Origin of the sequence: Methanolobus sp. WCC4, from assembly GCF_038022665.1 — an archaeon.
Taxonomy (GTDB): Archaea; Halobacteriota; Methanosarcinia; order Methanosarcinales; family Methanosarcinaceae; genus Methanolobus.
Genome location: NZ_CP150629.1, coordinates 1,416,597 through 1,443,337 on the forward strand (window position 1 = coordinate 1,416,597; position 26,741 = coordinate 1,443,337).

The 26,741-nt window shown below is 43.8% G+C and carries 12 protein-coding genes and 2 tRNA genes; 1 reads left to right on the plus strand and 13 read right to left on the minus strand.

The window, feature by feature from the left end; all coding sequences use genetic code 11:
- Positions 1-59 precede the first annotated feature (59 nt).
- The 8 genes from V7O63_RS06930 to V7O63_RS06965 form a co-directional block, all read right to left on the minus strand.
- On the minus strand, positions 60-8,702 hold the full coding sequence (locus V7O63_RS06930; protein ID WP_340820774.1) for a PAS domain S-box protein: 8,643 nt from the start codon (positions 8,700-8,702) through the stop codon (positions 60-62).
- Positions 8,703-9,062: 360 nt separating this feature from the next.
- Positions 9,063-9,134: transfer RNA gene (locus V7O63_RS06935), tRNA-Thr, on the minus strand.
- 245 nt (positions 9,135-9,379) lie between these two features.
- Positions 9,380-14,776: a PAS domain S-box protein gene (locus V7O63_RS06940; protein ID WP_340817657.1), complete on the minus strand. Its 5,397-nt coding sequence runs from the start codon at positions 14,774-14,776 to the stop codon at positions 9,380-9,382.
- Positions 14,777-15,135: 359 nt separating this feature from the next.
- Positions 15,136-15,207 (minus strand) — tRNA-Thr (locus V7O63_RS06945).
- 70 nt (positions 15,208-15,277) lie between these two features.
- Positions 15,278-16,279, minus strand: a complete 1,002-nt coding sequence (locus V7O63_RS06950) for a class I SAM-dependent methyltransferase family protein (RefSeq protein ID WP_340820816.1) — start codon at positions 16,277-16,279, stop codon at positions 15,278-15,280.
- An 8-nt stretch (positions 16,280-16,287) separates the two neighbouring features.
- On the minus strand, positions 16,288-16,899 hold the full coding sequence (locus V7O63_RS06955; RefSeq protein WP_340817659.1) for a LysE family transporter: 612 nt from the start codon (positions 16,897-16,899) through the stop codon (positions 16,288-16,290).
- Positions 16,900-17,017: 118 nt separating this feature from the next.
- Complete coding sequence (locus tag V7O63_RS06960) at positions 17,018-18,031, minus strand: transcription initiation factor IIB (RefSeq protein ID WP_340817660.1); 1,014 nt, start codon at positions 18,029-18,031, stop codon at positions 17,018-17,020.
- A 100-nt stretch (positions 18,032-18,131) separates the two neighbouring features.
- Positions 18,132-18,392, minus strand: a complete 261-nt coding sequence (locus tag V7O63_RS06965) for a Gar1/Naf1 family protein (RefSeq protein ID WP_340817662.1) — start codon at positions 18,390-18,392, stop codon at positions 18,132-18,134.
- Between the two features lie 278 nt (positions 18,393-18,670).
- Between V7O63_RS06965 and ppdK the strand changes: the two genes are divergently transcribed.
- A complete protein-coding gene (gene ppdK, locus V7O63_RS06970; protein ID WP_340817664.1) occupies positions 18,671-21,331 on the plus strand; it encodes a pyruvate, phosphate dikinase in 2,661 nt (886 codons plus the stop codon).
- 181 nt (positions 21,332-21,512) lie between these two features.
- On the opposite strand, the gene V7O63_RS06975 is transcribed toward ppdK, so the two are convergent.
- The 5 genes from V7O63_RS06975 to V7O63_RS06995 all read right to left on the minus strand — a co-directional run bounded on the left by V7O63_RS06975 (position 21,513) and on the right by V7O63_RS06995 (position 26,726).
- The gene (locus V7O63_RS06975; RefSeq protein ID WP_340817666.1) at positions 21,513-22,478 is read right to left on the minus strand and encodes a polyprenyl synthetase family protein; all 966 of its coding nucleotides are present in this window, start codon (positions 22,476-22,478) and stop codon (positions 21,513-21,515) included.
- Positions 22,479-22,498: 20 nt separating this feature from the next.
- Positions 22,499-23,845, minus strand: coding sequence for an RNase J family beta-CASP ribonuclease (locus tag V7O63_RS06980; RefSeq protein WP_340817668.1), 1,347 nt, complete (start codon positions 23,843-23,845; stop codon positions 22,499-22,501).
- Positions 23,846-23,907: 62 nt separating this feature from the next.
- A complete protein-coding gene (gene fni / locus V7O63_RS06985) occupies positions 23,908-25,017 on the minus strand; it encodes a type 2 isopentenyl-diphosphate Delta-isomerase (RefSeq protein ID WP_340820817.1) in 1,110 nt (369 codons plus the stop codon).
- A 13-nt stretch (positions 25,018-25,030) separates the two neighbouring features.
- Complete coding sequence (locus V7O63_RS06990) at positions 25,031-25,816, minus strand: isopentenyl phosphate kinase (RefSeq protein ID WP_340817669.1); 786 nt, start codon at positions 25,814-25,816, stop codon at positions 25,031-25,033.
- Positions 25,806-26,726, minus strand: coding sequence for a mevalonate kinase (locus V7O63_RS06995; RefSeq protein ID WP_340817670.1), 921 nt, complete (start codon positions 26,724-26,726; stop codon positions 25,806-25,808). Before V7O63_RS06995 ends, V7O63_RS06990 begins: the two co-directional genes overlap by 11 nt.
- Positions 26,727-26,741: the final 15 nt, after the last annotated feature.

Consider the following 26,741-nt stretch of genomic DNA (forward strand, 5'->3'; position numbering starts at 1 on the left):
CTTAACTGAACAAAGCTCATCAATGACTGCGAATTCGGGAACATCTCAAGTTTGTAGCTCTACAGTTTCTTCAATTCCTTAATTAAGAGCTCATATTGTTCTTCAAGTTCCTTAAGTTCCTCCTGGACATTATCCAGTTCATCTGTAGCGGCTTCCTGTTCTATTTTTGAAGCTACGTCGCTAAGTGCAATTCCACCGACACTTACGGAAGACCCTTTTATGGAATGTGCACAGTTTGCAATATCATTCGCTTCCTTTTTATCGATCGCCTCTTTCAAGGCAAGGAGTTGTTTGGGCGTATTCTTCTGGAAAATATCTATGACCTTTTTTGCAATTTCAATGTCACCAACTATGTTGTCCAGAAATGCCTGTTTGTCGAATATCATGGGTATGGTTATTTCTTCTTCAGGCGATTTTTCCTGTATCTTACTTTCAGTGAATATTCCTGCCCATCTTTCAAATATTCCGGTAAGTGCATCCATTCTGATGGGTTTTGAAAGATAATCATTCATCCCTGCTTCAATGCAGCGTTCCTTATCGCCTTTCATGGCATGTGCTGTCATTGCGATTATAGGTACATCATGATCAAGGACCGATGATTCCGGATTGCGGATATGCCGGGTAGCTTCCAGTCCATCCATCTCGGGCATCTGCACATCCATGAGGACAAGGTCATATTCCACTTCCTCAAGAGCCTCTATTGCTTCCAGTCCATTATTAGCAACGTCTGCTGTGAGGCCAAGTTTTTGCAGTACACCCTGTGCAACATGCTGGTTCACGACATTGTCCTCGACAAGCAGTATCCTTGTTTCCCCGTTCAGGCCTGTGTGAAGTTCTGTTGCTACCTCTCCGGCATCCTTTTCATATGTTTGTTCTTTGCTGGCAACAACATCTGATAATTTACTCAATACTTCCGATGTCTTTACCGGCTTTGAGATATAAGCATTGAAATTGTGTTTGTTCTTCTCCCATATCTCAGACTGTTGCCCTGCAGAACTTAACAGTATCAAAGAAACATCTTTCAGGTCATTGTCTGACTTGATTATGCGTCCAAGCAACATTCCGTCCATATCTGGCATTTGCATGTCAAGAAGGGCGATCTGATAAGGATCTCCTTCTTCGTGTGCTCTGAAGAGGGCATTTAGTGCAGAGGGTCCGTCTGCAGCTACTTCTACATTCATGTTCCATGAACCCAATAATTTGAAAAGGATATCACGGTTCGTTCTGTTGTCGTCCACTACAAGTACATGTATTCCATCCAGTTCAGTGGTATCTTTTTGCTTTTTCTCTCTGCCCTGGTGTTTTTCAAACGTCACTCTGAACCAGAACTCAGAGCCTACACCTTCCTGACTTTCAATTCCTATCTCCCCGTTCATCAGTTCTACAAGTTGCTTTGAAAGGGCAAGTCCAAGCCCTGTTCCTCCGTACTTTCGTGTCGTAGAGGCATCTACCTGGCTGAACTTCCTGAACAGAAGGTCTTTTTTATGTTCCGGGATCCCGATCCCTGTATCTTTTACAGAGAATAGCAATGTAGCTTTTGAATCTGTTTCACGGTCAAGGCTCACCCGAATGGCAACCTCTCCTTTGTGACTGAATTTGATGGCGTTGGAACCCAGATTTATAAGGACCTGTTTCAGTCTTGTTGGGTCGGCTTTGATATTAACGGGTACATCTGGTTCTGCCATACATATAAGTTCCAGTTCTTTACCATTGATCCTTGTAGACAGCAATGATGCTGTCTCTTCCAGGATCTCATTAAGATCGATGTCAAGCTCTTCAAGTTCCAGCTTGCCTGCCTCTACCTTGGAGATGTCAAGTATGTCGTTTATGAGGTCAAGCAAAACCTCCCCGCTCATTTTCGCAGTCTCTACATAGTGATGTTGCTGTTCATCAAGGTCTGTATCCAGCAACAATCCTGTCATTCCGATCACACCGTTTAGAGGTGTGCGTATCTCGTGGGACATATTGGCAAGGAACTCACTTTTTGCTCTGGTGGCTTCCTCTGCTTTTATGAGGGCTTTATCAAGTTCGTAGTTCTTATCTTCCAGTTCTTCAGCATACTCCAGCAGTTTTTCCTCTGCGCTCTTGCGAACAGTAATATCCTGTAGTGTGCCGGTTATTTTTACAACCTTTCCAGCTACTATCTTTGGATAACCACTTGACCTTACCCATTTATGGTTACCTTTAGCTGTGGTAAATTCAAGTTCAAGTTCATAGGGATCGCCCCTTTCTATGAGTTTATCAAGTGCTTTTTCAAGTATTTCCCTTGATCTTGAAGGGTAATAGGACAGTCCTTTCTCAATATTTAACGCTTCATCACTGTCTAGTTCATGTATCTTTGCAACTTCAGGCGTCCATGTAGGTTCGTTGGTCAACAGATCAAGCTCCCAGCCACCGATCATTGCAATATTTCCCATCTCATTAAGAAGAGATTCTCTTTCAAGCATTTTCTCTTCATATTCTTTACGTTGTGTGATATCTTCTGCAAAAATTATAATGCCGCCAATAGATCCATCAGCCGCTTTCCATGGTCTGAGTTCCCAGCGCAGCCAATGTACGCTACCATCCTCTCCAATGTAGAAATCCTCATTGTTGCGTATAACTTCTCCTTTCATGGCTCTGCGATGTGCATCTTTCCATTCTTCTTTGATATACGGCATCACTTCGTAATGATGCTGACCTATAATGTCCATATCAATGGAGAAGTCCTCAAGCCACCGCTTGCTTACGGCTATGTGTCTCATATCATGGTCCAGCATCGTCAAAGCTGCCGGAGCATGCTCGATGAACAGTCTGAGTTTCCCCTCGTTCTCAAACAGTTTATCTTCTGCTTCCTTGCGTTGACTTATGTCCTGGATCATACCTATTATTTTAACGACCTTACCATATACTACCTTAGGACGTCCACTTATTTTTACCCATTTGTAATCACCTTTTTCTGTGATTATCCTCAGTTCAGAATCATATGGTTCAGCATTTTCAATAGCATTATTGATAAGTTCTTCAAGTCTCTCTCTTGAATCAGGTGGATAGCAGGCAAGTGCCTTCTCAAGACTTTTGAGGTCTTCAGTTTCATGGATCTCTGCAACTTCAGGTGTAAATGTGATCTCATTGGATGCGACATCAAGCTCCCATCCTCCTATCTTTCCGATTTTGCCCATTTCATTAAGAAGTGCTTCACTTTCCCGAAGTTTATCTTCTGCTTCTTTTCGCTTGGTAATATCCCTTGCTACTGCGTAGATATGTTCTCCTATAGGAGTAGAGCGCCACTCTATCCAGCGATAGGTACCGTCTATGGCAAGATAGCGATTTACAAAACTTTGAACCTTCCTCTTATGGATGGCCTGATCAGAAAGGTTTTCAATAGTAGCTTCTTTGTCATCCGGATGTACCATATCTATGAAGTAACGACCTTCCAGTTCGCTGATGGGGTACCCAAGGACGTTCTCCCATTCCGGGTTCAGGCGAATAAATCTTCCCTCAAAGCTGGCAATACAGAGAAGATCAAGACTGGATGTGAAATAACGCTCAAGTTCTTCGGTCTTCTCGTGCAAAGCCTTTTCTGCCAGTTTCTGTTCGGTAATGTCCCTGAACTCAACAACTCTGACCTTTTTTCCTTTGTAGGGTATATTCTTTGCTTCAAGTCTTAGAGGATATTCAGTTCCATCTTTGCGACGTCCCATTGCTTCATAAGGTTCCTCATAGCCTGCAAGGATGTTGGACATAACAAGATCTCTGTGGCTTTCGGCTATTAGCAGCAATCCGTCCATTCCTATCAGTTCTTCATATGAATATCCTGATATTTCTGAAAGCCCATGATTACAATCGATGATCCTGCCTTTATCGTGAATGGTAATTCCACCAAAGGAGGCGTTGTGCAAGGCTTTGAACCTTTCTTCACTTTCCCTCAATGCAATTTCAGCTTTTTTGGGCTCAGTTATATCCTGCATCACACCTGTTACTTTGATGACCTCATTGTTTTCGATAATCGGCTTTCCAATTGTTCTGACCCATTTGCGTTTTCCTGTTGATGAGATAAATTCCAGTTCCAGGTCATACGGCTTTCCTTCTTCAATAGCAGCATAGAATGCTTTTTCAATCATCTCCCTTGATCCTGATGGAAAATGAGTTATTGCATCTTTCGGGTCTTCATACGGGCCGGTTGTTTCAAACAGATCGATGACTTCGGATGTCCAGACAGACTTACCAGTGATCGTATCAAATTCCCATCCACCGATTTTGCTCATTCTGCTAACTTCAGTCAGGAGTGCTTCACTTTCTCTTAGTTTACTTTCAGCTTTCTTACGCTCCGTGATGTCCCTTATTGCTGCAACGCGGACCTGCCTTCCTTTGTGGGTTATACGATAGGATTCAATTTCAACAGGGAATACTGATCCATCCTTTCTGATACAGCGGACTTCATATGGCTGTGAATTGTCTTTTTTTATCTGTTTTAGAACAATATGCAGATCATCGGGGTGAATGGCTTTTTTCAGTATGTTCTGACCAATTATCTCTTCTCTTGCGTATCCTGTAGCACGGAACACAGCTTCATTTGCATCAAGGACTATGCCATTCTCATGGAAGATTATACCTTCAAAAGTGGCATCTGAGAGCATCTGGTATTTATCATTACTTTCCTTGAGTTCCTGTTCCATATCCTTGCTTTTTGTAATGTCCTGAAGCGTACCTATTATTTTGATGACCCTGCCATCTACAATTTTCGGACGAGCACTGGCTCTTACCCATTTATGATTACCTTTTCCTGTGATGATTTCCAGTTCAAGGTCAAATGGTTCACCTTTTTCTATTGCATCATTCGTTGCTTTTTCAAGTATGGTTCTTGATCCGGGAACAAAACGTTCTATTGCTTTCTCATAAGTATTGATCTCTTCAGTTTCATGGATCCTTGCAACTTCAGGTGTAAATGTGATCTTATTGGTTATCACATCAAGATCCCATCCCCCTATCATACCTATCCTGCCAACTTCATTCAGCAGTGCCTCGCTCTCACGCAGTGAAGTGAGTAGTTCATCACGTTCTTTCAGTGTCCTTGCAAGTTTGATGTTACTATAGCTCTGTGAGGAGAGGACAGACGTTAATTTGGTATAGAATCTCATTACGGTATTGACTGTTTCTCTATTCCAGCGCGGTACTCTCTCAAGTGCTTCCATGTATTCCTTTTCATCAAACCCATATTTTTTTGCCTGATGCCTGAAAGTATCGTAGGGAATATCTTCATCATCAAAGAAGAACTGGCCAAGGAACAGGTTGCCTAACTGAGATCCTGAAGCCATAATGGGTGTTGCGATATCCCACATGTTATTCTTGCACTTGTAAAGCTTGAATGTTCCCGGAGCTATATCTTTGGAGAATTGTTCATCGCTCTCAACACAATGCTTACATGTTTCGGGATGCACTCGATGGAAATTCGTGCAGATATCCTGCCATCCGGTAGCAACCAGTATATTGCCCTTGTTATCAATTACAGCACTCCCGATATGGGACAATTGGTAAAAATCATCCATAATTGATTGCAGAGTCTGGGTGTCAATGATATCGGCAAGTTCCAGTTCTCCGATATCTCCATCGGGCTCCATAATAGCATTCAACTTCCGTCTGACACGACTCTCACTTTCCCGCAATTTATCTTCAGCATTCTTGAGTTCAGTGATATCCTGTAGTGTGCCTGTTAATTTTATAACTTTATGATCTTCAACTACAGGTTTTCCAATTGTTTTAACCCATTTATGTTCCCCTTTTGCTGAGATAAGTTCCAGCTCAAGATAAAATGGTTCTGCTTTTTGTAAAGCATCTTCAAGTGCTTTTTCCTGTATCTTTCTTGACTCTGGAAGCAAGAGTTTCATGCTTTCTGTAGGGTTGGATATAGCTTCTTTACCCAGAATATTTGCAGCTTCTTTTGTCCAGGTGGCTTTATTGGACTCAACATCAAGGGTCCATCCTCCGATCTGGCCGAGTCTGCTTACTTCGCTCAGGAGAGCTTCATTTTCACGAAGTTTGTTCTCAGCATTTTTGTGTTGGGTAATGTCCTGGAATGCCCCGATGACCTTTACTACTTTTCCATTCTCTGTTATTGGACGGCCGCTCGTCCTTACCCATTTATGGTTGCCTTTTGCTGAAATAAATTCAAGTTCCAGATCGTATGGTTTACCCTTTTCGATAGCATCATTGAACGCTTTTTCTATGATAATTCTTGAAGTGGGGAGATACAAAGCAAGAGTATTCTCAATGCCTGTGGGAGAGCCGGGTTCAATATCATATATCCTGTAAACTTCAGGCGTCAATCTACCGTTTTTAGTTTCGACATTATATTCCCATCCACCTATCTTAGCGATAGTTCCGACCTCATTCAGAAGAGCTTCACTTTCCTTTAGTTTATCCTCAGCTATCCTGCGTTCAGTAATATCCTGGAAAACGGCTGCTGCAATATCTTCTTCTATGGAGTATGCAGCAATACTATAGTATCTTTTAAGTTCTTCAGAATATAGTTCTACATTATGGGGACTTCCGCTCAGTATTACATCTCTGTGCAGGTCGATAAAGGTGTTCTCCCTTTCCTCGATTCCCGGGTACACTTCAGTTGCACGTTTTCCTATTACCTGCTCTGGTCTTAATCCGGTGTGTATTTCAAAAGCACTGTTTACATCCAGAAAAATAAAATCTATTGGATATCCGTTCTCATCCCTGACAGTTTTAGTGACCAGTATGCCACTCATGTTATTCTCGAAAAGACCACGGAATTTCCTCTCACTTTCTTTCAGGTTCTTTTCAGCCTTTTTACGATCAGTTATATCCTGCAGGGTGCCGGTTATCTTTGTGACCTTATGATCTTCAATGATTGGATTTCCAATTGCTTTGACCCACTTTTTTCTGCCTTTTGCTGATATAAGTTCCAGTTCATGGTCAAAAGGTTCATGTTTCCTGATCGTATTGTCAATTGCTTTTTCAAGTATTTTCCTTGATTCTGGCGTGTAACGCTCTAATCCTTTCTGTAGATCGCTCTTTCCATAATCTTCTGTGATCTTATTGATCTCATCAGTCAGGGTGACTTCCCCTGATATCAGGTCCAGTTCCCAGCCACCAATTTTAGCAATTCTTCCAACTTCTTCCAGACGAGCTTCATTATCAAGTAGCTTTTCTTCCGCTTTTTTACGTTCTGTGATATCCCTTGCTGCAGCTACACGAACCTTTTTGCCTTTGTATGTAATGGTATGGGATTCAATTTCTGCAGGATATATCGTACCATCTTTTCTTATGACGCGGATCTCATAGGGTTCTGTAGTATCCTTCTTCATCTGCTGGTTTATATTGTCAATATCATCAGGATGTGCCAGCATTTCGAGAATATTCTTGCCTATCAGTTCTTCTTTTGTGTATCCTGTCAGACGACATACAGCTTCATTTACCTCAAGGATGACTCCATTGTCATGAATGGTAATTCCTTCGTAGGTCAGGTCTGAGAGCATCTGATATCTTTCCTGACTTTCTGCCAGTTCTTGCTCTATTTCCTTATTCCTGGTTACATCTCTGGATATCCCTTCTATTGATATCAGGTTCCCATCTTTGTCAAAATTATGAATGGCCTTTTGTTCAAGCCAGTAAAGTTCTCCGTTCTTCCTTATCCAGCGAAAAGTCCTGGTTGTTCGCTCACTATGTGTTTTCAACATCTCTCTCAGACTTGACAGGTCATCTGGATGTACTATCTTAGAAAGCAGTTTAGGATCCTCGTAGAATTCCTCGGGTGTATAACCTGAGATTTTATGTACAGCCGGGCTAATGTAGGTGAATCCTTTTTCAGGTTCATAGCGGTATACGATATCGTCTGCATGCTCAGCAAGTGTCCTGAAACGTTCTTCGCTTTCCCTGAGCTTTTTTTCCATCTCCTTGCTTCTGGTGATGTCCCTGAAAACACCAGCAACAATATCCTCTTCTATCTGGTAGGCATTAATGCTGAGGTATTTGTTCAATTCCTCTGAATATACTTCATTACTAACAGGCTTTCCATTAATTGCGACATTCAGATGCAGATCAAGGGCTGTATTCTTTCTTTTCTCGATCCCGGGATAGACTTCAGTTATACGTTTTCCTATTACATCTTCGGCTTTAAGTCCGGTACATTTTTCAAAAACATCATTTACTTCCTGAAAAACAAGATCTATAGGAGTTCCCTGTTCATCTCTAATGATCTCAGTGATGACCACTCCGCTTGTGCTGTTCTCAAAGAGTTCGCGGTACTTCTTTTCGCTTTTCCGGAGAGCTTCTTCATAGAGCTGCAACTCTTCATCTGTTCTTTTGGGCCTGATGCTGTCGTGAAAGGTCAAGCATAGCAGATCCCTATCTTCTACTATTATGGGGGTCGAGCTTACTTCAACATCATGTATTTGTCCGTCTACTAACGGATGACTGAAAGAAAAGGAGGTTTGCTGATCTGTATTTGCATTTTCTATATATTTCCTGATATCTTCTTCAGGCATTGCATTTAGTTCAAATACATTTTTCTGAACGATCTCTTTCAAGGGTAGTCCATAATAGTTGCAGGCAGAATCGTTTGCATCCAATATATCAAGGGTTTCAGGATCTATAATGATCATGACATCGTAGCTTTTATCAAACAATGCCTTATACCCGACAGTATCATTTTTCAGGATATGATTTTCCTTTTTATCTTTATGTGTACCCATTGTTCCCCCGTTTTTCAGTTGTTCAGATGATAACTTTGATTGTGTGATGTGAATTTGTTTTACAGTATCTACTCAAATGTTACTCACAATCAATTGCAAGGTCTGGTTGTATTCATCCCACATGAAATACAATATTCAATATAATATCAGGGTCTATATTATATCTATGTATTGTTTCATGGCTCTGGATATTGATATTCTTAAATAATATGTTTGTATTTTGATTTTAAATATCATTTTTTAGACAGGGTTTGTTAATTAAATGTGCAAAAAAATAACAAATATCAACTATGATATTAAGCACGTGAATGATATCTACAAAAAAGAGTAAAGAGGGAATACCTTGATTCCCTGATCTCAAGCCCCTGGAGAGATTCGAACCCTCGGCCTGCTGATTACGAATCAGCCGCTATACCGCTAAGCCACAGAGGCAGTGTGAACGACACTATAATTCTATATAATGATTTAATGATTTCGCTTATCTGTAATTTTTTCTGATTTTTTTCTTTAATAATACTATCCTGTGAAATAGGTATCCATGTACTCAGGCCATGAATTATCTTTTTACTGAAGAATGCTCTTATTATCTCCCAGTTACTCCGAATAAGTTTCTTATGATATTGATCATAAGGTCAATGATCTGAGATAGGCCATATCAAAAGAAACAAACAGTTACATTATAAGTATTCTTTTCTGAATGTCTTTAATTCTGTTTCCAGTAATTCAAACTCCCTTTCTATATCTGATAGAATTCCCTCGACAGTTTCTATATCTCTCGACATGGATTCTGCCTCTATATCTCCGGCTAAGTTACTCAAAACCATTCCACTGAGGTTTGCACAAGAACTCTTAAGTGAATGCGCATAACTGTTGACACTACTTATATCTCCTTTATCAGTAGCGTTTTTCAGGTCATCTATCAGTTTTGGTGTGCTTTCCAGAAAAATATCAATTACCTTTCTGGCAATATCCATATCGTCCATCATTCTTTCCATAAAGGACTGGCTATCGAATATTGGTATCTCTGGCTGATCCTTAATGTCTTCTGAAGGTACATTATCTATGTGCGCTTCTTCTATCACCGTTGACCATTTATTTAGCATTTTGATAAGTGGCTGGAACTCAATTGGTTTTGATATGTAGTCGTCCATTCCTGCTTCATAACAAAGTTCTCTGTCTCCTTTCATTGCATGAGCCGTCATAGCAATAATAGGGACATGATGATCAAGAACTGCTGACTGCTGGTCACGGATGTGTCGGGTAGCTTCAAATCCGTCCATTTCGGGCATCTGCACGTCCATCAAAACAAGGTCATATGCCCTCTCCTCAAGAGCCTTTAATGCTTCAACGCCATTATTTGCAATCTCTGCGCTGATCCCCAGTTTTTTCAGGATGCTCTGTGCCACATTTTGATTGACGATATTGTCCTCAACCACCAGGACTCTAAGATCGGTATTGTATTTTTTACTACCTTGCTGATCAGTGATGTCGTATATCTTTTGTTCTGTCAGGCTTGAGTCTTTGTTTGCAGAATGTCTTTCTACGCTGATAGTGAACCAGAACTCCGATCCTTTTCCTTCCTGGCTTTCAACACCGATCTCTCCTCCCATCATATTCACAAGTTGTCTGGATATTGCAAGCCCAAGTCCTGTGCCTCCGTAATTCCGTGTTGTTGAAGCATCAGCCTGAGTGAACTTGTTAAAGAGCATATCGATCTTGTCATCCGGGATCCCTATGCCTGTGTCCCGTACCGAGAAACGCAAAGAAGCATTTGAATCTGTTTTTGATAAGAGGGTTACATGGATTGCCACTTCACCTTTGTCTGTGAACTTTATGGCATTAGATCCAAGATTCAGCAGTATCTGTTTTAACCGGAAGGGGTCTGTTTTGATATATGCCGGTACGTCCCTTTCCATCTCGCATGTAAGTTTAAGTCCTTTGTCCCGGGCTTTTACAGACAACAGGGATTCCAGTTCTTCCAGGATATCATTCAGATCGATATCCAGTTCCTCCATATCCAGTTTACCTGCCTCTATCTTTGAAATATCAAGTATGTCATTGATGAGTCCAAGCAAAGATTCCCCGCTTTTCTTAATAGTATCTGCATATTGTTTCTGCTCTTCACTCAGCCAGGTGGTAAGAAGCAGGTTCGTCATTCCTATCACACCGTTCATGGGCGTGCGGATCTCATGGGACATGTTGGCAAGGAATTCACTTTTTGCTCTGGTGGCTTCCTCTGCTTTTATAAGGGCTTTGTCAAGCTCGATGTTCTTGAGTTTCATTTCATCAGCATATTCTTTCAGTCTTTTCTCAGCCCGCCAGTTCTCAGTAATGTCACGGCCAACACCCACAAGTCCGACAATATCTCCTGCATAATTTCGAAGAGGTGCTCTGATAAAATAAAGCAGGCGTCTTGAACCATCCTGATAATCCAGCCATGTTTCATCATGTCTGATAACACCTTTTTCCATAATCTCTTCAGCGATTGTCACAAATTCATCAGCATATTCCCATGGGAAGTAATCATAGGCTGTAGTACCGATGATCTCTTCAATTTCTTTGCCTACAAATCTCGCAAATTCCTGGTTTCCTCCCATATATGCTCCAGTGAGGTCTTTGAAGAATATCATTTCTGGTATTGAGTCGAAGATACCTTTTAGCAGGGACTTTTCTTTCTCAAGCTTCTCTTCTACAAGTTTGCGCTCCGTAAAGTCTCTGGCCACAGCATATATCAGCTCGCCTTTAGGCACAGAGTGCCATTCCAGCCAATGGTAGGAACCATCCTTGGAACGGTAGCGATTCTCAAAATTAGTGATTTTCTTTTTTGCTGCCAGTTTGTAGGTTGCCTCAATTGTGGCTTCCAGATCATCAGGATGCACAAAATCAAGGAAAGAACTTCCTTCAAGCTCATCTATAGAATATCCTAGTACTTTTTCCCATTCCGGATTGAGACGAATGAACTCTCCTTTGGTGTTGGCAATACATAGAAGGTCCAGACTGGATGTGAAATAAGTCTCAAGTTCCTCTGTCTTCTCACGCAGTGCCTCTTCTGCATTCTTCTGCTCGGTTATATCCCAGTTTGTACCGATCATGCGAATGGGTCTGCCAGATTCATTGCGCTGGACAATTGCAAGAGCACGGATATTGTGAATGCTCCCATCCGGCCAGAGTACACGGAATTCGGTATTAAACTCTTTTTCCCCTCGAAGTGCCATCTGAACCTCGTCATCGCTTTGCTTCATATCTTCAGGGTGAACTCCTTCTCGCCAGGCTTCATAAGCACCACTGAACTTATCTGAGCTAATTCCGTAGAGGCGTAGCATCTGTTCATCCCAGACGAGGGTATTGTTGACGACGTCATAGTCCCATATGCCTACACCGCCTGCCCGGGCTGCCAGTATAAGTCTGTCAGTTGTCTGTTTCAGTTCCTCCTCTATCTTTTTCTGCTCGGTTATATCCCTGAACTCCACTACTCTGACTTGCTTTCCTTTGTAGGGTATATTCCTTGCTTCCAGCCTGATGGGATACTCGCTACCATCTTTGCGGCGTCCCATTGCTTCATATGGTTTCTCGTAACCTGCAAGGATATTTGCCATAACCATATCTCTGTGACTTTCGGCTATAAGCAGCATTCCGTTCATTCCTATCAGTTCTTCCTGGGAATAATCGGTTATTTCGGAAAGGCCCAGATTGCAATCAAGGATCACGCCCTTGTCGTGAATGATGATGCCACCAAAAGATGCGTTATGTAGTGCTTTGAATCTTTCTTCACTTTCCATAAGTGCTTTTTCGGCTTCTTTGCGTTCTGTTATATCCTGCAACGTGCCGTATAATTTTACAACTTTATCATTTTTTATAAGTGGATGTCCTATCGTTCTGACCCATTTATGGGTACCTTTTTCAGAGATAAATTCAAGTTCCAGATCATATGGTTCTCTTTTTTCAATAGCATCATTAACTGCTTTTTCAATGATTTCCCTTGAGCCCGGAGGGAAACGATTTAGTCCGCTTTCAAGGTCATCCACTACATCTGTTTCATGAAGCCTTGCAACTTCGGGTGTCCATGAAGCCTTACCCGTTTCCAGCTCAAGTTCCCATCCTCCAACCTTTGCAATCTTTCCAACTTCATTCAGGAGTGCTTCACTTTCCCGTAATTTATTCTCAGCATTTTTGCGTTCTGTTATATCCTGTAATGTACCTGTTATTTTAGCTATCTTGCCATCTACTACCTTCGGGCGAGCACTTGCCCTGACCCATTTGTGATTACCTTTTCCCGTAATAGTTTCCAGTTCAAGGTCAAATGATTCACCTTTTTCTATAGCATCATTTGTTGCTTTTTCAATTATCATTCTTGATTCAGGGGGATAACGCTCCAATGCCTTTTCAAGAGTATCGATTTCTTCAGTTTCATGGATATTTGCAACTTCCGGTGTCCACGTGATCACATTGGCTGCTATATCAAACTCCCATCCGCCAATTTTTCCGATTCTACCAACTTCATTCAGGAGAGCTTCACTCTCACGCAGTTTATTCTCAGCATTCTTGCGTTCTGTGATATCACGGAAAGACCATACGCGACCTACTATCTCCTCACCGACTATTTGGGGTAGAGAGTAACGTTCAAAGATACGTCCATCTGCAAACTCGATATTATCAAAACTGGCTTCCTCTTGCCTTGCATATATTTGCTTGACTCTAGCTACAAACTCATCAGGATTAGATAGCTGAGATAGAATGCTGTTCACTGCATTGGAATCATAATGTAAGGAAAGTATTTTTTCCGGAATTTGCCACATCTCGGCAAATTTACTATTCCATTGGGTGATCTTTTGTTCCCTGTCCACAATAAGAATACCGTCAGCAGTTGACTCCAGAGATGCGTTTAGGAGTGATACTGAATATTTCAGATCATCTTCAGCATTCTTTCTTTCCGTGATATTTTCCGTGAAAATTATGATTCCACCAATGGTGCCATCTGCCGCTTTCCACGGCCTGACTTCCCAGCGGCTCCAATGTAGCGTTCCATCCGGTAGCTTTATGCAATCTTCGTCTTTGCTAATGATCTCTCCCTTTAGGGCACGTTGATGGATCGCTTTATAATATTCGTTATCAACCAGAGGCATTAGTTCATAATGGCTCATTCCTGTTATGTCCCTCTCGCCAAGGGAAAAAGCGTTCATCCAGTGACGACTGGTGGCAATATGTCGCATATCCCTATCTAACATCGCCAATGATACCGGTGCATGCTCAATGAACAGTCTCAGCATTTCCTCGTTCTCACGCATTTTTATCTCTGTATTCTTGCGCTCAGTTATGTCCTGAAATACACCGACAACAATATTTTCTTCAACTTTGTATACGTTGACGCTGAAGTATCTTTCTAAGTCGTGTGAATACGTTTCAGCACTGGATGGGATTCCGGTTAGTGCCACTTTCCTGTGCAGACCAAGATCCGTGTCTTTCCTTTTTTCAATAGCGGGGAATACCTGAGTCATACGCTTACCTATCACATCTTCGGTTTTGATGCCGGTATGCTTCTCAAAGGCACTATTAACTTCTAAAAAAATAAAATCTGTTGGGTATCCGCTTTCATCTTTGATTATCTCTGTGATCGCTACACCACTTATATTATTCTCAAAGAGTTCACGATACTTCTTTTCACTTTCTATGACGATCTTTTCGATATTTTTACGCTCGCTAATGTCATGAATGACAGAGCAGATCAACTGTATGCCTTCGATTATAGTTGGAATCGTGTTTATTTCGATATCGTGTTCTTTTCCGGCATGAACGTAGCTGAAAGAAAAGTGATCCTGAATGTCATTCTTTGCTTTGTTGATGTATGATCTGTTCTCTTTTTCGGAAAGTGTATCTATCTCAAATACCTTCTTTCCGACAATGGAATTGCGAGGTAATTTATAGTAATTGCAGGCGGCCCTGTTAGCATCTACTATATCAAGGGTCTCAGGATCGATAAGAAGCATGGGGTCATAGCTCATGTCAAATAATTTTTTGTATCCTGTAGTATCACTGTTCAGGATTTGACCCTTATTTTTGTTTTTGTGTATATCCATGGTCCCACCATTTTTAGCCTGCTTGAGTCACTAACTCTAACAATCTCTAACGTGGATTGTTTTGGATAATTTACTCAAATGTTACATTTTATCGTTTTAAGGGCACTTGTAGCGTTCTCCTCATGTAAAATGCAATATCCTTTATAATCTCTGTATTGATATGGTATATATATTCTTTCATGGTGACAGCTACTGTTTTTTTTAAGATGACTTTCAAATTTCAAATTTAACATATTTTTAAAAAATAACATCATCGAATGAATTTTAAAGTAAATATCTATAATTAGTTTGTCAGATGTGTGGATTAAAAGGTTACACAAAAAAGAAAAAGTAGGAAATTCCTTGATTCCCTGATATCAAGCCCCTGGAGAGATTAGAATCCTCCGCCTGATGATCACGAATCAGCCACTATGCCGCTAAGCCACAGAGGCAAATGTGAACGACACTATAATTCTATATAACGATTTAGTGGTCTCAGCTATTTTCTGCTGATCATGGTGCTCAAAGCACTCTCACTTCAATACAGACGTTGAACTGGTGCGGAGCATACGAACGGACAACACGTGTATCAACAACCTCGACAGACCTTCCGGCTCTGTCTGCTGCTTTCTCTATCAACTTCAATGAGCTCTCAAAGAGGTCGTCTTCAGGTGTGATATCATAGTAATGTATTACCGCATTCCGGGCGCAAAGCTTCACGGCTGCATCAAGGAATTCATTTGCATTATGTGGCAGGTTCATTATCACATGGTCGGCAACTCCGGCAAACCTCTCAGCCTCGACGTTGGCATCACCTTCTATGGCCTCGACATTAGCTACCGAATTAAGTTCGACATTGTGCCTCAGGAATTCCACTGCATCCGGGTTCTTGTCAATTGCAATAACACGGATGTCCTGACTTTTCCTTGCTATCATGATGCTGTAGGGACCAACACCTGCGAACATATCCACAACTGTCTGTCCTTCCCTGATCTGGCCCAGTATCCTTGACCTCTCTGTTGCAAGACGGGGAGTGAAATATGCTCTCTCAAGGTCGATGAGATATCTGGAACCATACTCTCTGTGGACAGTTGAGGTCTTATTCTCTCCAGCAACTGTCCTGAACCTGCGGGTTCTGAACTCTCCCTCTACGGGACTTATGGCAGCAAGAACGGTCTTTACGTTCTTCTTCACCTTCATGATGGCTTCAGCCGTTTTCTCAGGTTCCGGGACATCATCCTCTATGAGTGCGATATCGCCTATTATCTCAAAATGTGGTACTTCATCCAGCAGGTCCTCGAGTTTCAGTTGCCCTTTCTGTTCTTCGAACTCCTGTTCTGTCAGTTCGAATTCTCCGGTGATAACTTTAAGTTCTGCTTCCACGGGATCTCTGGTAAGTGGCAGGTAGAGGAATTCTTCTTTTGAAGCAATTCGTGCGGAATTGTCCAGCAGGTCCATTTCCAGCAGTATCCTGCGTATCGGTTCACCGCCTTTCTTCAAGACCTTGATGCAACTTCTTCTCATGTTCATTGTTATATACCTATTATGAACCATGACCCGAACAGGACAAGGAACAGACCACAAGAGAGCAGTACCCTTTCATAAACCTTTGGGGACATTAGTTTTTTCCCTTTGCTGAAAGATGTGGAAACAACAGTGAAATATCCGAGGTCTGCAAGCCAGTGTCCTGCCATGAATATCGCCGCTGCAAAAATACCGATCTCAAGTCCCTGAAGTATAAGTGCACTCCCGGCAGCAAGCCACCATATCCAGAAATATGGGTTTGATGCTGATGTGATAACTCCTGAAAGCACCGGTCTGGAAGTGCTTTTGTTGTGCTCATGTATTGAGCCTGCTGCACCTTTTGCATTTTTTATTGTGATAAGACCGAATATCACAAGGGTGGCTCCTCCCAGTATTGATATTGCCATTACGGTGTTGTCACTCACTGACGTAATACCATAGATTATCAGGATGCAGACCAGGAATTCAAGGATCGCATGACCGATAAATACCTCCGGACCTGCTTTCCATCCTCTTTTCAGGGAAGTGTCTATTGTCACAAAAAGCATTGGTCCGGGTACAAGTGCTCCTGTCAATCCCAGAACAAATCCAATTCCCAGCATCTCCAGCAGTTCGAACATGGTCTATACTGTCTGATCGGATCAAACGTTAAAAAAGATTTGGAAAAAAGGTGTAAACAAAGGAAGCGGTGGTAAGACTTCCTTTGTTTTGTTTTTATTAGTGTATTTTGGGTCTTGCTCAGAGGATGATCTCAATGTCAAGCTCTTCTGCAAGTTCCTTGTACCTGTTACGGATGGTAACTTCAGTTACACCTGCAACATCGGCGACCTCACGCTGAGTACGGCGCTCGCCACAAAGGATTGATGCGATGTAGATAGCTGCTGCAGCTACACCTGTAGGACCACGTCCACTGGTAAGTTCCTTCTCGGAAGCCTGCCTCAGGATCTCGACACCTCTGGACTGAACTTCTCCTTTGAGGTTAAGTCCTGAACAGAACCTTGGTACATAGTCTATTGGTGAGGTTGGCATAAGTTTCAGTGAAAGCTCTCTTGAGATGAAACGGTATGTCCTTCCTATCTCTTTCCTGCTTACCCTTGATACTTCTCCTATCTCGTCAAGTGTTCTTGGAACACTGCACTGACGGCATGCTGCATACAATGCTGCTGCTGCAACACCTTCAATGCTCCTTCCACGGATGAGGTTCTTGTCAACTGCCTTCCTGTATACTACTGCGGCAGTCTCACGCACGGTCCTTGGCAGACCAAGAGCTGATGCCATACGGTCAAGTTCGGACAGTGCGAACGCAAGGTTCCTTTCCGTAGCGTTACTTACTCTTATCCTACGTTGCCATTTTCTAAGCCTGTAAAGCTGTGCCCTGTTCTTTGATGAAATGGATTTACCGTATGAGTCACGGTTCCTCCAGTCGATCATAGTGGACAGACCTTTGTCGTGTATCGTGTAGGTCATTGGTGCACCCACACGGGAACGCTTCATTCTCTGGTCATGATCAAAAGCACGCCATTCTGGTCCTTCGTCAACGAACTCAGCGTCAACCACAAGTCCACAGTCGGAACATACGAGTTCAGCTCTCTCGTAGTCCTGTGCAAGGTTGCGGCTGCCACACTCAGGACACTGGACCTTTGCCTTCTCAACCTCAGCTGTCTTATCTTTCTCTTTACGTGCTTTGATCATTGCACGTATCTTCTCCCTTTCGGAGGTATCGGAATATCGTACCCTTTCAACTTCGACCATTCATCTCACCTTTGATAATATTAGTACAAAATATATTTGACAAGTCTCTCTTCAGTCATCTACAGCTCACGGAATAATGCATACTGCCCGTTCTAATCCCTCATTGAACGTAAACCCGCTCGTTTACAAGCTTTTCCAGTCCGGAAGCTATAACTCTCTTCTCAGGTTTCAAAGTAAAATAAGGCTGGTCAACAGGACCAAAAATGCTGGAAACCTTTCCAATTGGCTTAATGGACCTGTCCAGAGCAAAAGAGTTAATTCTTGGTAAGTCTTTCATAGAACCGGTGAACTCTTTCCTGTCGCCTCTGACAACAAGTTCATTCTGCTTCGAAATATGCAGGATCTGACCTAATCTTTTCATGTGTATTCGGTTACTTATATTTAGGTTTTTGTACTATATGGTGCTCTTATTCTATATATAGTTATCGTAAGCATTTTAATATGGTTTTTTTCAGTACAAAAGCATATCTATCCTTTTTCGGATCATGTCACTGCTTCACAGGCACCGTCATTTTCGGACCATGTCACTGTTTCACAGACCACAAGCTTAAAGAGATAAAAGAACAATTGAGGCACGACTTAACATTAATCCAAATAACAGTAATTGTCCATCATATTCTTATGCATGGAGGAAATTCGGTGGCAGAAAATAAATTCGTGTATTTTTTCGGGAACGAAGAAACTGAAGGCAAAAATAGTATGAAAGATCTGCTAGGTGGCAAAGGGGCCAACCTTGCAGAAATGGCCAACCTGGGAATCCCTGTTCCGCCAGGATTTACTATAACAACGGAAGTTTGTTTACTGTATCTTAAAGATGGGGACTATTCTACAGAGGTCGTTGACCAGATAAACAACGCAATATCACAACTCGAAAAGGTAACTGGTAAGAAGTTCGGGGATAATAATAATCCGCTACTTGTTTCTGTCAGGTCCGGTGCAAGGGTATCCATGCCTGGAATGATGGATACCGTCCTGAACCTTGGTCTTAACGATGACACCGTTGCAGGTCTCGCAAAGAAGACCGGTAATGAGAGGTTCGCCTACGACAGTTATCGCAGGTTCCTCACCATGTTCGGAGATGTTGTGCTCGATATAGAACATCACAGGTTCGAATCTGTCCTGAGTGCAAAGAAGAAGGAACTTGGTGTCGAGCTTGACACGGATCTTGATGCTAATGTCCTGAAGGAACTCGTCGAGGAGTTCAAAGGTATCATCAGGGACAGCATAGGAACTGATTTCCCACAGGATCCTCGCCAGCAGCTCCAGATGGCCATCGATGCAGTTTTCAACTCATGGAACAACCAGCGTGCTATCACCTACAGGCGCCTCAACAACATTCCAGGTGAATGGGGCACTGCCGTGAATGTCCAGTCCATGGTCTATGGTAACATGGGTGAGACATCCGGTACAGGTGTAGCATTCACAAGGGATCCTGCAACAGGTGACAAGCGTTTCTTCGGTGAGTATCTTATCAATGCACAGGGAGAGGATGTCGTTGCAGGTATAAGGACACCTGAACCGATCTCAACACTCCATGAGACAATGCCTGAGTCCTATGCGACCCTTGAGACTATCTACAAGAAACTGGAGGACCACTTCAGGGACATGCAGGATATCGAGTTCACGATAGAGGATGGCAAATTATACATGCTGCAGACAAGGACCGGTAAACGAACCGCTGCGGCGGCGCTTAAGATCGCGGTCGATATGGTCGAAGAAGGTCTTATCGATAAACGAACAGCTGTAACACGTGTCTCTCCTGAACAAATTGATCGTCTTTTGCATCCAACCATTGATCCTTCTTCTGAATATGAATCCGTTGCCACCGGTCTTCCCGCATCCCCGGGAGCCGCTGTTGGTAAAGTTGTTTTCACTGCAGAGCATGCAGAGGAAATGGCAAAGAACGACGAAAAGGTCATCCTTGTCCGTACTGAAACATCACCTGAGGACATCGGCGGTATGGATGCGGCACAGGGAATACTTACTGTCAGGGGTGGAATGACATCCCATGCAGCCGTAGTTGCAAGAGGCATGGGTAAACCATGTGTGGCAGGCTGTGGTTCAGTAAGTATCGATATCAATGCATGCACTTTTTCTGTATCTGACGTCACCGTTAATGAAGGGGACTTTGTGACCATCGATGGTAGCACAGGAGATCTCATCATCGGTGAGGTCGAACTAACAACTCCTGGTGTCAGCAGTGAACTTCACACACTTCTTGCATGGGCTGATGAGATAAGGGAAATGGGTGTCAGGACCAATGCAGACACACCACACGATGCTCAGGTAGCAAGGGAGTTCGGTGCTGAAGGTATCGGTCTCTGCAGAACGGAACACATGTTCTTCGGAGAGGACCGTATCCCTGCAGTAAGGGAAATGATCCTCGCAGAAGATACCGAAGTAAGGAAAGCTGCACTTCAGAAGCTCCTTCCTATGCAGAAGGAAGACTTCATGGGTCTTTTCAAGGTCATGGAAGGTCTGCCTGTAACTATCCGTCTGCTTGACCCTCCACTGCATGAGTTCCTTCCAAAGCATGAAGAACTTGCAGATAAGCTCAGGGCACTTGAGGCAGAAGGTGGCAGTGCTGAAGAGATGGAGAGCATAAAACAGGTCATGGAACGCGTAGAGTCCATGGTCGAGACAAACCCGATGCTCGGACACCGCGGTTGCCGTCTTGGTATCACCTATCCTGAGATCTATGAGATGCAGGTGCGTGCTATCATTGAGGCAGCATGTGAACTGAAGACCAGTGGAATGGACATAGTTCCTGAGATAATGATCCCATTGATATCACATGTCAATGAACTCGCTTCTACCAAGAAGGATCTTGTTGAAGTTACAGAATCCGTAATGGCTGAGAAGGACTGCAAGCTGGATTATCTGGTAGGTACCATGATCGAGCTTCCAAGGGCAGCCCTCACAGCAGATCAGATAGCAAAGGAAGCAGAGTTCTTCTCATTCGGAACCAATGACCTTACACAGACAACTTTTGGTTTCAGCCGTGATGATGCAGGCAAGTTCTTACCATTCTATATCGAGAACTCGATACTCGAGAATGACCCCTTCGCAGTCCTTGATCAGGAAGGCGTTGGTGAGCTTGTAAGGACAGGTATCGAGAAAGGACGTTCCACAAGGCCTGATCTTAAGATAGGTATCTGTGGTGAACATGGCGGAGAACCAAGCTCTGTAAAGTTCGGATACAACATCGGACTTAACTATGTAAGCTGCTCCCCATTCCGTGTGCCTATTGCAAGGCTGGCAGCAGCACAGGCAGTAATTGAGAAGCAGGATAACTCCTGATTCTTTATTACCTATTTTTCTTTTCTTTCTCTTTTTTGATCTCGATTATTCCCAGGTGAATATCTTCAGTTATCTGTACAATATCTGATTCGATAAGCGAAGCTCTGCAAGAGATCTGGTGCAGTAGCTCTTGATCAGAAGTTACGATTATTAAAAAAAGAAGAAAAAAGATGGTAACAGATCAGTATGATCTTGTGATCATATAATCTGCTATTGCCAGAAGGATCGTCTTTGCTTCGGAGTCCTCAACAACATCGAGGAGTTCTTTGCCCTTTGCTATGTAGCCGAGTGCAAGGTCTCTTACATAATCGATGGAGCCTGCATCTTCAAGCTGTTTGACTGCCTCGTTGATCTCTTCTGTTGTTGCCTCTCCCTTGCCGAATATCTTGAGGTCAACACCTTTGTTCAGGGCGTGTATGGCGATGAGGGTCTTCTTTCCTTCCATGAGGTCACTGCCTCTGACCTTTCCGAGAACTTCCTCCGGGGTGGTCATATCAATGACATCATCATATATCTGGAAAGCGATACCGATCAGTCTTCCACACTCGTAGAATGCATCGGAGACCTCTTCGGATGCACCACCAAGGATGGCACCGATCTGCATTGAAGCTGCATAGAGCACACCGGTCTTCTTCTCGATCATCTCAAGGTATTCTTCCTTTGTGACATCCGTGCGGTCCTCGAACTCGACATCCATCCACTGGCCTTCACAGATATCCCTGCAGGTCTTGGAAAGTATGTCGATACATCTCAGATTCCTTTCAGGTTCTCCTGGTGCGTGGGTGAGTATCTCAAAAGCCTTTGAATAAAGGGTATCTCCGGCAAGGATGGCTCCTGCCTCTCCCCATTTGACATGTACTGCAGGCATTCCGCGGCGGATATCATCCCTGTCCATGATATCGTCATGGACGAGTGTGAAATTGTGGACAAGTTCCACAGCCACAGCAGCCGGAAGCGCGGTCTCAAGGTCGGATCCCACAGCTTCTGCTGCAAGGATGACCGTTGCCGGACGAAGTCTTTTACCTCCTGCGTCAGGCAGGTATCGTGCTGCCTTGTAAAGTTCATATGGTTTGTCGATCGGAAGGTATTCCTCTATTCCTTTATCAACGTGCACTGAACGTTTTTTAATCTCTTCTATAAGATCCATATCCTGATTCCCCGTATTGATCACTCTTCTTCGATATAGAGTTCCTCTCCATTCCTCAGAAGGTGAAGCGTATCTCCAAGTATGTAGCCTGAATCCTCTGCCATCTGTATGTACTCGCTGTGCATCTTGATGGTTCCGTGTGCAGGTATTACATGTTCCGGCTTGAGCATCCTGAGAAGCTCCCAGTGGTCCTCACGGTATGCATGTCCTGAAACATGCACATTGTCATATATCCTGGCTCCTTTCATCTTCAACTTTGTCTCAAGTGCATAGCGGTTAGCCTGTGTCATTGGATTTGGAATGATATTGGCTGAGAATATGATCCTGTCACCCTTGTCGATCTTGAATGGTGTCTCTCCTGCAGCTACCCTTCCGAGAACTGCGCCGGGTTCTCCCTGGTGTCCTGTGACTACCGGGAGGTATTTGTCCTTGCCGCCTTCCATTATCCTGGCAAATGCCTTATCGATCTCCCTGCGGTTCCCGTATATCTCTACATTCTCAGGAAGTTCTATGTATCCCATCTGGTGGGCTGTCGCGATGTATCTTTCCATGGACCTTCCCATAAGGACTGGTATCCTGTCCATTTCCTGTGCGAACTGGACGATGGAGTTCACACGAGCCACATGTGACGCGAAGGTGGTAACGATCATACCGACATCGGATTCCTCAGTCTCAAGGAGTACGTCCCTGAGCATGGAGTGGGCTATCCTCTCAGATGGGGCCTTCCCATTGCGTCCTGCGTTTGTACTCTCTGTGATAAGTGCAATAACCCCTTCTTCTCCAAGTTCCTTGAGCCTGTCGAAATCAGGTGCCTCACCAAGTGTTGGGGTTCTGTCGAGCTTGAAGTCACATGCATAGACAATTGAACCGCTTGAGGTGTGGATGACAACAAAGACCGTATCGATTATACTGTGCTGTGTGTTGACGAACTCGATGGAGATATCCTTTGTGATCTCCATGGTCTCGCCGGCCTTCATTGATACGATGTTGTTCTTGACACCGAATTTCCTCTCGGATTCGATCTGGTGTTTTATGAGGGTTGTTGTATAAGGTGTTCCTATGATAGGAGCAGCATACCTGTGTGCAAGTTTTGGTATTGCACCGATGTGGTCAAGATGTCCGTGTGTACATACGATCGCACGTACATTTCCATTGACCTCTTTCATGATGGTATCATCGGGAATTGCCCCCATCTCGATAAGTTCAAGTGAATGCATCTTATCGGTCTCTACGTCCTCATGTATCTGGACCCTGTCCAGACGGAGGCCCATATCAATGATGATGATATCGTCATTGATCCTGATAGCAGTCATATTGCGGCCCATTTCATTATAGCCGCCAACTGCAATGATTCCTATTTCAGTCATATGTATTACTCGCTTATTATTAAAAATACTTTATTTAAATATTCCCTTTTGAATGATGAATGTTAAATTGCCAGAAGGTCGTTATTCGTTGAACGCATGGCAAGGTCTTTCACATTGAAACCGCGCAGTTCCAGATATTCCCTTGTCCACCCACTTACAACAGCAGGTGCATGATGCAGGTCGTTAACATTCCTGCAGCCACAAAGGAACATTGCCACTTTGAGCTCGTTGATCATATGCTGGATACTGCTTACGACCTCTTCCTTACCTTTCATTGCAGGTTCAACGAATGGAAGTGCGGCACTTCCAACTGAGGCACCGAGTGCAATTGATTTTGCTATGTCCAGTCCGGTTCTGAGTCCGCCGGTAGCTATGACCGGCAATGATACACTGCATTCGACTATGCTTGGGACGGTTGGTATCCCGAAGTCCCAGAACAACTCTCCAAGTGATTCGGATCCCATGTCCTTTCTTTCCCTTGCACGATACACTTCCACACCGGACCAGCTGGTACCTCCCACACCACCTACATCGATTGCAGATGCACCTGCCTGTTTCAGTATGAATGCATCCTCGTGTGAGATGCCTGCTCCGGTCTCTTTGATGATCACCGGCACATCCAGTGAGCATATGTCTTCGATAACTTCCAGTGCTCCTGAAGCATCCCTGTCACCTTCCGGCTGTATGGCCTCCTGAAGGAAGTTCAGATGGACTGCGAGGGCATCTGCATCGATCATATCGATTATCTTTTCAATACCATCGATACCATATTCCCTGATCTGTGCAGCACCGATGTTACCATAGACAAATGCATTGGGTGCCCTGTCCCTGACAACACGGAAAGACTCCTCCTGTGAGGGGTCCTCGATCGCTGCTCTCTGGCTGCCGACACCTATGCCTACACCGAGCTCTTCTGCTGCTTCTGCTAGTGCAGCATTCACGGCAGTTGTTTCAGGGTGTCCACCAGTAATGGATGCGATCATAAATGGGGCGTTCATTTCCTTTCCCAGAAAATCCGTGGACAGGTCTATGTCATCCATATCCATCTCAGGCAGAGCCCTGTGCACCAGCATCACATCATTGAAACCTGGTCCCACTTTCCTTGATTCTACCGGACTTGCAGCGCATAGCTCTAGGTGCTCTATCTTTCTCCTGGAAGTGCTCATAATAATACCTTGAATTACCTTAAATTTGTCTTGTCCCTGCACCTGATATCGCGGTGCCTATATTATTCCCGTTCAGGAAACCGGATACGTTCCCTGCATTCCCTGCATTGAATATATAAGAAGTACTGCTTGATCTTTCACTAAGGTTTAAAAGCTCAAGTACTTTTCCCAGCATGCCGCCTGTTACATCGGTATTGGCCGAACCACCGAGATATTCCTTAATCTCACTGAAGTTCTCATTACTGATATTTGGTATAACCTTGCCTTGGTTGTCAAGGACCCCTTCTTCAGCGCTTCCTATCCCTATCCTTGAGGCTTTCATCTCTATTGCAAGATATGGGACGATCTGGTCCCCGGACAGGACGGATGTCCCGAGCTCGGTATCCATTACCATGTCACCATGCAAAACAGGTACAAAGCCGTTCTCAAGCATCTCCTCTATCTGTTCAAGGAACATGCTCTTTATGCGGCTGTTCTCTGATACTGCACAGGCCATGGGGTGTACCGGCAATGCGTTAACCCCTGCATCGTTCAGGGTTTCAACGACCATTGTGTTGAGTTCCCTTACGGACATGTGTGTTACTATCGATCCTGTGTGGTCGAACTTTCCTGTAAGTCCGAAACGTTTGACCTGTGGATGTCCGAAGGATCCTGCTCCGTGTACAATGATAAGCTTTCCTTCAAAACCGACTATTTCGCCGGCAATACGTCTGATCTCATCCATTCTTGCAGCACCGTCATCTGCACTCTTATCGGTGATGACACTACCGCCTATCTTCAGGATGGTGATATCTTTATTGTCCATTCAATGTCTCCAGTCGTACACCTTCTTTCGTGTTCCTGGTGATTATCGCTTCTCCGCCTGCATCCTCAATGGCCTTTGCGATCGAGGAGGCTGTATCATCCTCTGCCAGTGCTATCATGCATCCACCGCCACCTGCTCCTGTGATCTTGGAGCTTATGGCACCGTTGTTGCGTGCTGCGTATACCAGGTCGGAGAGTTCTGCACTACCCACACCAATGGCATCCAGCAGTCCCTGATTGACGTTCATCAGCCTGCCTATGGTCCCATAGTCCTTTTCATGGACAAGTTCCTCGGCAAGTAATGACATCTGTCCTATATCGGAGAGTATGGGTTCGATGATGTCGGGGAATTCGTTTCGAAGTTTTGCAACATTCCCTACAAGTTCCTTCGTAGAGGAGAATCTGTTAGTGTTCCCTATCACAATGGGACATTCGATAAGCGGAAGTCTTTTCCTTTGCGGTATCATCACAACACCGCCCATGGTACTGACATATGTGTCAGTAGGGCTTGCATTCCCCTGAACCATCCTTTCAACTTCGTGTGCCATCTCTGCAATATCCTCAAGGGATAGCTTACATTCAAAAAGCAGATCAAGTGCCTTGATCGTGGCAACGGTCACAGCTGCGGATGAACCAAGTCCCGAACCAACGGGCAGTTCCGATTCGATAACGATCCTTATGCCTTTAATATCAGCTAACGGCTGCATCTTCTCGATGGCATAGGATACATACGGATGGATCGCGTGATCGATCCCGGTTGTCCCGAGGGTCGACTCTATTATTATGTCGTCACTCTTCTCAACATGGACCTTTGTGCGCAGTTCCACAGCACAACAGATAGCACTCTCTCCGTAAACTACTGCGTGTTCACCAAAGAGGTAAACCTTCCCGGGTGCAGAACATGTGATCACTCAATTCCCTCGTGA